Origin of the sequence: Prevotella sp. C561 (assembly GCF_000224595.1) — a bacterium.
In the GTDB taxonomy this organism is placed as follows: Bacteria; Bacteroidota; Bacteroidia; order Bacteroidales; family Bacteroidaceae; genus Prevotella; species Prevotella jejuni.
In genome coordinates this window covers 154,571-165,989 of the sequence record NZ_JH114139.1, presented here as the reverse complement: position 1 = coordinate 165,989, position 11,419 = coordinate 154,571, and the positions used below count along the sequence as shown (strand labels likewise).

The following is an 11,419-nucleotide window of genomic DNA, read 5'->3' as shown; positions in this document are numbered from 1 at the left end:
GGAGTACCGAGATAACACTATATCACCAGTTGGCCCCTCCCCCGTCCCCTCCCCCCGAAGGAAGGGGAGTGATCACCGAAATACCCCAATAGGTTAGAAGCCCCTCCCCCGACCCTCCCCCGGAGGAAGGGGAGTAATCACCGAAATACCCATGTGAGCTGGATGTAGGCTGCTTTTTGCCTCCTTATTGGTATCGACGATAGCAGTAACGTTCTGTGAATTCTGTATGCCGGAGGCCTTCTGTGGGATCGAAACAGTGCGCAAATGGGTTCTGTTAAATCTGTGAGTTCTGTGAGAGAAAGAAATATCCTTCGTGAAAGAAGGAACTCCCCAGCGAGTCTCATAGGCCTTATCTCATCGAGTGGGTGCGTACTATTTCTCACAGATTTACACAGAAGAACAGAACACACAAAGGTCCATAAAGATAGCGGCCCCTCCCCCGACCCCTCCCCCAGAGGGAAGGGGAGTGATCACCGAGATACCCCTATGAGGTGGATGTCGCCTCGTTCTATTATCTTACTGGCTGTCTTGTAGGGGTAACCTCACATACCACGCCCCTCCCTGCGGGGGAGGGGTTGGGGGAGGGGCCACTATCTATGTAGGTTTGTGAAACCTATTCATCTGTGTAATTCTGTGAGAAAAAGAATGCAAGAGACTCGGTGGAAGTTTTATCTCTCACAGTGGACACAGAATGAGCAGATACTACTTTGGACTCGTGCGGAGCTTATCGATTGGGATGTCTCAAGTCATGTTCCCATCCAATAATTACTCCTAATTCCGTATGATCCATAATTTATTCTCTTGTGTCTTTGCTTTTCAGAAAGAAAAATATATCTTTGCAAAAACCTAATAAACAGGACCTATGTCTATAATCATCACTGATAGTTAATGGTCAAAGCTATGATGTCAGGCTGTCCAACTATTGTTTTTGAACTATCTGTTGGCCGAGATGATTTCTAAAAGTAGTCTTTTACTAATGGATAACCCCTCCGATAATATCATTTTGGAGCTGATGGTGAAGACGGAGGAAAGCCCAATTTCAGAGAAGAAATGACCACTTACGTTCAGATCTCACCAATGGAAATGTCTATCAATAGGCGACTCAATATAGAACGCGGATTACTATGAAGGTGGAATAAGGGCCCGCAGGAACCCATGTAGATGAAAGAAGGCGTGGCAGACCTTGGCATACACCATCAATGATACCTAATGTTTAAATCTGAATGAATATAAATGTAGGAAGTTCTTTGTAGTTGAAGCTGTGAATGTCTATATAGTTCTTGGTAATTACAATGTGGGGGAAACCATAGAATTTAGCTTTGAGAAAGTAACAGATGAGGGAGTTTATTATGTTTCTTGTTCCGGATAAACGGATAAAAAAGGAATGGTAATTATCGGCAAAGTTGAACTTAAAAAGATGAAAATATGGCACAAATTAGAATAACATCACCGCAGGCAGTGGGAAGGGTAGCCATTACAGCAATCGTGCCAGGCATCGTTACATATCATGTCTATTGGGATGGAGGAATAGAGAAACATATTCCGAGAGCAATACAGAAAGGATATGAGGATAAATACAAGTATATCTATCATGATGAAAAGGGACAGATGTATGAAATTGGCTTTGCGAGTATTAAACCTACAAAAGTGTATGGAGCGAAAAGTGGGACTGTTAATCTTATCGATTTAAGATGTGTACAGGACGTATATAGAGATGGAAATAAGCATTATAAAACTAACGATAAATTCACAAAGAGCATACGCGAATGAGCACACATGGGCAAGCCTTTTAGGTGAAAAGTTAGAGGTCTGCTTTGATGATATTGTTTGTAATGGATTCAGTATGTCTGATGGTTCGCCGGTGGTAAGCCCTTCACATCTAAATGGGAAGAATGGTGATATAAGATATTTACGTAAAGATAGAAGTGGAAAGATATTAGACCTTACCGCTACTCCCCACGAACTTGATATCAAAAGGCAAAATGCATGGAATAAAGCATTATATAAATTTGGTTGGAAAAGTTTATGAGCTTGGTCTTATAAGATAGGTGGGAACATATATGATCTACCCCATACTAAGAAATACCCTAACCATCATCATCATTTACATTTACAAGGATATTCACCCAACTTAAATATCATTAAGGAATGAGGAATAATATATTATTTATTTTACTAATACTGTTCTCCTTCTACAATTGCTATGCTGCGAAAGAAAAGGGGAGAGAGAGCAGAGTCCATAATGAGAAATATGTGTTCGCTTCTAAGGATGCTGAACAATATTACCAAATGACTCCTGACTCAGTGAAGTATGTTTGTTGCAATACAGACTCATTGCCAATGGCTATTTTTATGCCTAATGACCAACTGTGTAATGGTATCAAAGAAAACATATTTGATGTCAAATCAGAAGAAAAGATATCATATTATACCATAAAAACTATTGTATATAAGGATATAGTCTGTAGAATAATTATATACAACTACACGGGAGAAAGCGATATTGACTTTCTTAATATTCAGATAAACTCATATAAGGATAATAAACTTATTGACAGACTCTTATTAGACAGTCGGTTCATTTCTGAAATTATGTATTATAATGATTTCACCATAACAAAGGATTTTGTAATAACATTACATAAATATCATAAGACCCTTGTTGAGATTGATGAGAATGGTGATATCATAGGAGGTGTCGTTAATCCCAAAGTTCATATGGAGACTGTAAGATATTTTCTTGACGACACAGGATTATTTCAACGGAAGAAATAGGCTCCATAACGAATGATGTGGGACCACCCTGTGCACTGGAACTATCGAACGAAAAGAAGCGGCCTCTCCCCCGACCCCTCCCCCGAAGGGAAGGGGAGTAATCACCGAGATACCCATGTGAGGAAGAGGCCCCTCCCCCGACCCCTCCCCAGAAGGGAGGGGCGTAATCACCGAGATACCCCTATGGCTAATCATCAACACCTAACAACTATCACCCAACACCCTTCTTTAGCAGTAATGCTCTGTGAACTCTGTATGCCGGAGGCCTTCTGTGGGCTCGAAACTGTGCGCCAAAAAGTTCTGTTAAATCTGTGAGTTCTGTGAGAGAAAGAACTACCCAAGAACTGTGTTAGCAGCCTAATAGGGGTAACCTCACATACTACGCCCCTCCCTGCGGGGGAGGGGTTGGGGAGGGGCCACTATCTTGTGGGTTCGAAACTGTACGCAAAAGGATCTGTTAAACCTGTGAGTTCTGTGAGAGAAAACCTCCCCACCGACAATTTTCCAATGTTCTTTTTCTCACAGATTTACACAGAAGAACAGAACACACAGCATTCCACAGAGACATTAAGTCAACCGATATCACAGAGCGTTACAGCTAATGTTAGTTGAAAGGCCTCTGTGAACTCTGTATGCCGGAGGCCTTCTGTACGCTCGAAATGTGCGCCAAAAGGCTCAGTGAACTCTGTGCGCTCTGTGAGAGAAAAACCTTCTCAGCGTGAGAGAAAAAATCCCCAGCAATTTGTTTGTGTATCATCTCATAGCGAGGGTGCTTTCTATCCCTCACAGAAAAACACAGAGGAACAGAACACACAGGGCTCAAAACAAGTGATACCCACCGATACGCCGACTATATATAATAAGGTGTTAATGTCGCCGAGTCCATTCAGTTTATTGTTCACGAAACTGTTTCAGTTTTTTATCGATAAAGTTAAAGTCATTAATAGCTTTCTTTTTATCCTTCGCACGGTCGTATTTTTCTCTCCATTTCCTTATCCCATAGAAATAAAACTTCAACCCGTCTGGGGTCAAATCACCAACTTTTATTTGCGACTCAGCCGTCGCCTTTTCATTATCCTTTAATAGAACCCGCGTGGTAAAACCGTTATCTTGCAGAAATCGAACATAGTTCTCGAAGAATAGGAACTGTTCTTCCTTAAACTCCTCTGAGGTTGGGTCTGGTGCTGATAAAGCCGACTTAAACAGCCAATCTAACTTTTCTATAATACGCTCTTTATCCATGTCACTTTTATCATGTTAATTTTTAATTACTCATCGATACCCTACTGTATATCAGATATTTAACTATTATATACTTCCACAGGCCAACCTGTTATAGAACGCTCCTCCCTATCCGAACTTACTTAAGTTTCGCTTAGCACAGAAGTCTCCTTTCTAATGCCTGTTAATACTCTTGACACCCTTTTTATCGCCTTTATTTTAGCCACATGGAAACCATCGGAAAGACTCATCGGGACTACCCATTAAAGAGGTATCGTTTGTAAATTTCTCATTCCACCCCGCTTGAAAAAGGCATGAACCACCATTCGTCAATGCAGAACTAAGATGGTTGTCAGATACTCCCCCAGCTTTTTACGTCTTATTCCAAATAGCCTAAAACATCGACAAAACAATTATTTCTCCTCGACTAAGGCTATGAAACGAAGAATATCATCAGCCTCCTTTTTCATCTCCGATGCTCCTAATGCCCCAAGATCATTTGAATAAATCGAGTCGTCGATGGGATTATCTCTGCGAATAAAGTAGGCTAAATCGCCGTCCTGACCAATCATAAAATAGTTAGGTTCGAACGCTTCAACCTCATACGTCAGGTTTCTTTCCTCCAGATCAGCGTAAGAATACATACATATTCCTGTTCCTTTTATTTCAAACACATCTCCATTGTCGATTTCGGATAGGAAATCAACATACGAACTGGGAAATTTCATATTTAGTCGCTGCGCAAGTTCAGCTATTTGTTTATTATTTTCTTCTGTGTTCATAATTATATTTCATGTGTAAAGTGCAAGCCTATCTAAACCTTCGTCTCATAGGTTTTCTAATTGTTTATGCGACTTTCGTAACGCTTACGTAACCTGTTTTGATGTCATCACCGCATCATTCATCTTCTGATAAATCATTTTATTAGCATGCTTCAAAGTACGCCCCATTCATCATTCCCACTCCGTCTTGTTTGTTACAAGGCTCGGCTGCCCACAACGAACATTATCTATATATAGCTGATTGTCCGACCATTCCACTTTTACAGAGTTAGGTCTGTGCAAAAGGGGGTGCCAGCATCAGCAACAAAATGATGTTTTTTCTTCAATAATTTCGCTGTGTTTTGTACTTTATATTTACCATTCAAGCATCCATACGCAACCCTAACATCATCATAAACATAACGAACACCCCTGCTATTTATTGTATCAAGCGTTCGTGGAAGGGACTGGGGGTGAGGCATCTTTTGCCCCGCAGGTCGAGCGAGAGGCTACGAAGCAATGCCTCGCAGAACTGGACAGCAGGGGACGGAGAAGGGAGCACCATCAGCAAGAATGCTAAGTATGCGAGCAGGAAATGTAAGGATTCTTCGCTAACCAACCCCTCTACATTCGTAAAGGGGTGTGAGCATGTGCCGAGAAAAGGCCCTTCTACATTCGAGAACATGCCCCTCTTGCACGTTGAAGACGCCCTTCTTGGAGCAAGAAAGGCATATTCTCATATTCGATCCGTAACATTCTGATTTCGTGAAGGTTATAAATGCAATCAGAAGACACATTATACTCATATTTAGGAGGAGTCTCTCTTAAAGCAATGTAATATTTTTTTATCATCCTATGAAAGCTGCTCTTTCCTAAATCTCATCGCCAAGTTTAGCAGTAACGTTCTGTGTTTTCTGTATGCCGGAGGCGTTCTGTGACTGAGAGGCCCCTCCCCCGTCCCCTCCCCGGAGGGAAGGGGAGTGATCACCGAGATTCCCCTATAGAGTGGATGTAGGCTTCGTGTTGTCCCTTATTAGTATCTACAATAGTTTTAACGTTCTGTGAATTCTGTATGCCGGAGGCGTTCTGTGGGTTCGAAACGTTGGTTGAAAAGTTCTGTAAAATCTGTGAGTTCTGTGAGAGAAAGAAATATCCTTCGTGAAAGAAAAAACTCCCCAGCGAATCTCATAGACATTTTCTCATAGCGAGGGTGCGTTCTATTTCTCACAGAGTTACACAGAAGAACAGACACACAAAGGCCCATAAAGATAGCGGCCCCTCCCCGACCCCTCCCCCGGAGGGAAGGGGAGTGATCACCGAGATACCCATATAAGAAGGATATCGGCTTTGTGTTGTCCCTTATTAGTATCTACGATAGTTTTAACGCTCTGTGATATCTGTATGCCGGAGGCCTTCTGTGGACTCGAAACAGTACGCCAAAACGTTCTGTTAAATCTGTGAGTTCTGTGAGAGAAAGAAATATCCTTCGTGAAAGAAAAAACTCCCCAGCAAGTCTCATAGGCCTAATCTCATCGAGAGGGTGCGTTATATTTCTCACAGATTTACACAGAAGAACAGAACACACAGCATTCCACAGAGACATTAAGTCAACCGATTTCACAGAGCGTTACAGCTAATGTTAGTTGAAAGGCCTCTGTGAACTCTGTATGCCGGAGGCGTTCTGTGGGCTCGAAATGTGCGCCAAAAGGCTCAGTGAACTTTGTGCGCTCTGTGAGAGAAAAACTCCCCACTGCGAGTATCCAACAATCTTTCTCTCACAGAAAATCACAGAAGAACAGAACACACAAACTTTCACAGAGACATTAAGTCAACCGATATCACAGAGCGTTACAGCTAATGTTAGTTGAAAGGCCTCTGTGTTTCTGTATGCCGGAGGCGTTCTGTGGGCTCGAAATGTGCGCCAAAAGGCTCAGTGAACTCTGTGCGCTCTGTGAGAGAAAAAACTCCACACTGCGAGTATCCAGCAATCTTTCTCTCACAGAAAATCACAGAAGATCAGAACACACAAACTTTCACAGAGACATTAAGTCAACCGATTTCACAGAACCTTACAGCCACCTTTAGCTGAAACGCTCTGTGAATTCTGTATGCCGGAGGCGTTCTGTGCGTTCGAAACAGTGCGCAAAAATGTTCTGTTAAATCTGTGTGTTCTGTGAGAGAAAGAAATATCCTTCGTGAAAGAAAAAACTCCCCAGCGAATCTCATAGACATTTTCTCATCGAGAGGGTGCGTTCTATTTCTCACAGAGTAACACAGATGAACAGAACACACAAAAGTCCACAGAGACATTAAGTCAACCGATAACACAGAACGTTACAGCTAATGTTAGTTGAAAGGCCTCTGTGAACTCTGTATGCCGGAGGCCTTCTGTGAGCTCGAAATGTGCGCCAAAATGCTCAGTGAACTCTGTGCGCTCTGTGAGAGATAAAACTCCCCACTGCGAGTATCCAACAATCTTTCTCTCACAGAAAATCACAGAAGAACAGAACACACAGGGTTTCACAGAGACATTAAGTCAACTGATTTCACAGAACGTTACAGCCACCTTTAGCTGAAACGTTCTGTGAATTCTGTATGCCGGAGGCGTTCTGTGAGTTCGAAACAGTGCGCAAAAATGTTCTGTTAAATCTGTGAGTTCTGTGAGAGAAAAACCTCCCCAGCGAGTTGTTTGCGTGTTATCTCATAGAGAGCGTGCTTTCTTTTTCTCACAGAAGAACACAAATGAACAAAATACATAGGCATAAAAGAAAGAGGTGAACACTCCTCTGGCCACTCCATCGCAGGGTGGGGAAAGGTGGGAAAAAGGGTGAGTCGATGAGTGCGGACGGCCCAACGACCAAGCAGGCAGACGCAATACTGCAGGTTGGCAAGGCTCGCATTTGTCAAAATAAATGACAACTTACGGAGGAGTGGAGCACAAGATGACGTGCGAACAGCTCACATGTAGAATTTTAGTAGCCTATCCGACAGAATCGATAAGCTCCCTATTAGTCGCCGAAAGCTGTCAGACAGGAATTAAGCAGCAGTCGACTTCGTTATTATTAGTACTTCTTTGGTTAGCGTCTTGGCAATAGAATCATATTTCGTCACCGCTTTTAGACCAGGTGAAAGGGGCCCTTCGCTGTCGTGCAAGCGGCTTGACAGGGCGAACACACACAATAATAATACAGGAAAAGACTACGCTTTGAAGGGTTCTAATTACTTTATTATAAACACAAAGAGTACGCATAAAATTCAACAACACAGGGGGTTAGACGCCATTTAAGACTCGAAAGAAAGCGTAAGAAATACTTACAGAACTGGGGACCACCGTCCGCTTAGTAGGTGTCAGTGCGACAAATAGGGAGAGAAAACTGACAATAGACGCACTAAGTATGTCGACAAAAAAGGAACATCTTTCTTTCTTAGCAATCTGAACGAACTGAACAGAGCGGCAAAGGGACTGCGACAAATAAGGAACATGGCCTCGGAAGGAAGAAAGACGACAAATTGGGAATGTTTAGAAAACACTTAATAAAACACGATAAAATACTGATAATCAGTGGAGCTATAAGCGTTGATGAAAGTAAAGTGCGACAAAAAAGTGACAAGTTTTGTTACTTCTTCTACGTAGATAACGCTATATTTCTGCCTAAAACGCTTATTATTAACGAGTTAGAACACTAATAGGGTAGGAGACAGTTAAGAATACATTCCCTATCTGTCGCACGTACTTTGTAGGCGAAGAAGGTGCACAAAACTGGCATAAAGACTTGAGGATTGATGAGAGGCGACGAAAAGGGAGGAAAAACTCGACCGCTGTGAAGGGTGAAAGACGACAAAAAGGGAGGTCGCTTTCTGCCGTTTTTGGGGGTTGTGAAGAGCTGCTTGAGGACACGAAATGGATAGTAAACTGAATACAAATCAACGATGAACAACGACTAAGAAAATTATGGTCAAACGACTTGAAAAGTAAACAAACAAAAAGAAGAAAAACTTAGTTGGTACGTAGAGGGGTAGGGGTGAGATATAAAGATATTCTTATAAAGATACATTTTTATATATTTCTTATCAAATGAAAACTAACTGTAGTATAATTCTTGATAGCTGTGAATAACCGTATATATTGTATTTACTTGATTAGCAAGTACTTAATATGATAGTAATTATTTATATAAAGATATATTTATAATCATTTATAATCACTTAAAACATCATGTTAACTAACACAGAAAGGCGACAAAAAGCATAGAAAGGACGAAGAGACAGAAGATAAAAAGGCTCGGAAACGCATCTTGCATGGGCTACAATTATGGGAAAACGAGCCATGAAAAAACTGAAAGAAAAGCTCGAAAAACGACAAGAAAATGGTGCCGAAAAGATCGAAATGAGCTATACGTATCGGGCCATCCGCGCCGCCGAACATCTGAGAACGTTGTCGGAAAACGGAGGGCGTGGCGTGAGGAGGGGGCGAGAAGACAAGTGCGACAAAAAGGGAGGGTGCATTAGAAACTTGTTTAAAATCGTCTTCACACACGGCAAGAAATTCTATATACTTTTAAATTAAAAAACTTCTTCTCAGGTTAGATTATCGTTATACAATCTTTATAAGACTTAGTAAGGACCGTTGAAACATTTAACACTCAACGAGTTACAAGGCCGATTGACGACAAATTAGTAAGTTAGCGGCGACAGATAAGTAAGTATGATGCGACAGAAAGGTAAGTATGGTGCGACAGTTTAGTAGCTACTTGGGGGGTGTAGACGACAAGTTAGGAGGTTGACTGCGACGGATAGGGAGGGAATCGTGGGTTGTTGTGAAATAAATATACAAATAAGTCGAATTTTGAGGGTTTTTGTTTCTTTTCTCTCTGTGTGTTGTCTGTGTTCGTGGCTGAGGACTTCTAAATCTTACCTTATGCTCTTCTTTTGTGTGACAAGTTAATGACTTGTGTTATTGATAGTTATGTTTTTGACGGTAGAAGTGGGTGACAAAAAGGGAAGAATTAGCGTTGCAGTGTTTTGGACAAGTACCGACAAAAAAGTAAGATGATAAAAATAGTTTACAAGAAGACGGATTAACGAGTGGACAAGGGAGCAAGTTAGGTGTATTAATAGACAGGGTAACAGATGAACAAGTTCGGAGAGTAACATTGTATGTTGACGAGTTGACGAGTAGACATGGGAACAAGTTGGTGGCGAGAGGAGACAGGGTAACAGATGAACAAGTTCGATGAGTAACGGGCAAGTTGACGTGTTGACGGGGAGACGAGGGAACAAGTTGGTGGCGAGAGGAGACAGGGTAACAGATGAACAAATTCGATGAGTAACGGGCAAGTTGACGAGTTGACGGGGAGACGAGGGAACAAGTTGTATGCAAGAAGAGACAGGGTAACAGATGAACAAGTTCGGGGAGTAACGGAGAGGGGAGAGTGGGTTGGGGACGGACGGGGAGTGGGTTGGGGACGGAAAGAGAGCGGGCTGCAGACAGAAGGGGAGTGGGCTGGGAACGGAAGGTGTGTGGAATGGGGATGGGACGGGTGTGGATTAGGAGAGGAAGGGGAAGGGGTGGGGAGAATGGAAGGCATGTGAGGGGGAGGAGTATTTTATCTTGATGTAAATTTGTTTTGCCCCACATGAATGCAATATGTGCGTATTAAGACAGAAGAAGGCGCCTTTCTGTATTTGAGAACATGCCTTTCTGTATTTGAGAACATGCCCTTCTGCATTTGAGAACATGCCCTTCTGCATTTGAGAACATGCCCTTCTTGCATGGAGAAGACGCCCTTCTTGAAGTAAGACAGGCATGGTCTTGAATGGTATGTGTAATAGTCTGATTTCTTGATGATTGTGGGGTCTGAACTGTGGGATGTAATACTTTGGGAGAGGGGACTATCTGGATTTTTCATCTCTCACTGAGTCTATAAATAAGAGGTTCGTTGGGAGTTTTGTCTCTCACAGAGTTCACGGATTTTACAAAGGGCTTTCTGCGAACGTCTTAAGACATTGGGAGTTTTATCTCTCACAGATTTTCACAGATGAACAGAGGCCAAGCTGCTAACGGGGGAACCCACAAACGTCTGCAAGCAGACGACAGATATCACAGAACGTTATAGACAATTTTAGTTGAAAGGGTCTGTGTCATCGGTTGACTTAATGTCTCTGTGGGCCTTTGTGAGTTCTGTTCATCTGTGTTCTTCTGTGAGAAAACTAAGATAAGTGACTCGTTGGATAATTTGAGACCTCTGCAAAACTCTTAGTTTAGAAATTTGCTTATATCATTATTTTTTCGTACCTTTATAGTATGAAACAGCAACTCTCCTCTCTCAGTTTTGCCGACCTATTAGCCGGTCAGCGTAAGGTCAAGCAGACCTTCTTTTCTCAGATAGACAATATTATCGATTGGAATCCAATCCGTGGTATTATTGAAATTGCCTACACCAAAGGTAACAAGGCAACTGGTCGTCCGAGCTATGATAGTCTTGTGCTTTTTAAAATCGAACTTCTCCGTACTTGGTATGGTCTTAGTGATGGTGAGGTTGAGGAGCAGGTAAACGATCGTTTGTCTTTCAGCCGCTTTGTAGGACTGGGTTTGGAAGATGTTGCTCCTGATAGTACGACTGTATGTCGTTTCCGTAACATTCTTGTAGAGGCAGACCTTT

The 11,419-nt window shown here is 42.2% G+C and carries 6 protein-coding genes; 4 read left to right on the top strand and 2 right to left on the bottom strand.

Going from position 1 to position 11,419, the window contains the following annotated elements:
• The first annotated feature begins 1,425 nt into the window (after positions 1–1,425).
• Both HMPREF0666_RS00505 and HMPREF0666_RS00500 read left to right on the top strand, forming a co-directional pair.
• Positions 1,426–1,770 carry a hypothetical protein gene (locus tag HMPREF0666_RS00505; protein ID WP_009010301.1) on the top strand — a complete coding sequence of 115 codons (345 nt, stop codon included), beginning with the start codon at positions 1,426–1,428 and terminating at the stop codon, positions 1,768–1,770.
• A 483-nt stretch (positions 1,771–2,253) separates the two neighbouring features.
• A complete protein-coding gene (locus HMPREF0666_RS00500; protein WP_232214035.1) occupies positions 2,254–2,775 on the top strand; it encodes a hypothetical protein in 522 nt (173 codons plus the stop codon).
• Between the two features lie 891 nt (positions 2,776–3,666).
• Here HMPREF0666_RS00500 and HMPREF0666_RS00495 read toward each other — a convergent pair.
• Together HMPREF0666_RS00495 and HMPREF0666_RS00490 are read right to left on the bottom strand one after the other, a co-directional pair.
• A complete protein-coding gene (locus tag HMPREF0666_RS00495; RefSeq protein WP_009010298.1) occupies positions 3,667–4,017 on the bottom strand; it encodes a hypothetical protein in 351 nt (116 codons plus the stop codon).
• Positions 4,018–4,409: 392 nt separating this feature from the next.
• Positions 4,410–4,778, bottom strand: coding sequence for an SMI1/KNR4 family protein (locus HMPREF0666_RS00490; protein ID WP_009010297.1), 369 nt, complete (start codon positions 4,776–4,778; stop codon positions 4,410–4,412).
• 4,306 nt (positions 4,779–9,084) lie between these two features.
• Between HMPREF0666_RS00490 and HMPREF0666_RS00485 the strand changes: the two genes are divergently transcribed.
• Together HMPREF0666_RS00485 and HMPREF0666_RS17780 are read left to right on the top strand one after the other, a co-directional pair.
• Positions 9,085–9,324, top strand: coding sequence for a hypothetical protein (locus tag HMPREF0666_RS00485; protein WP_009010295.1), 240 nt, complete (start codon positions 9,085–9,087; stop codon positions 9,322–9,324).
• 1,737 nt (positions 9,325–11,061) lie between these two features.
• A partial coding sequence (locus HMPREF0666_RS17780; protein WP_009010293.1) for an IS5/IS1182 family transposase occupies positions 11,062–11,419 on the top strand: 358 nt, incomplete at its 3' end.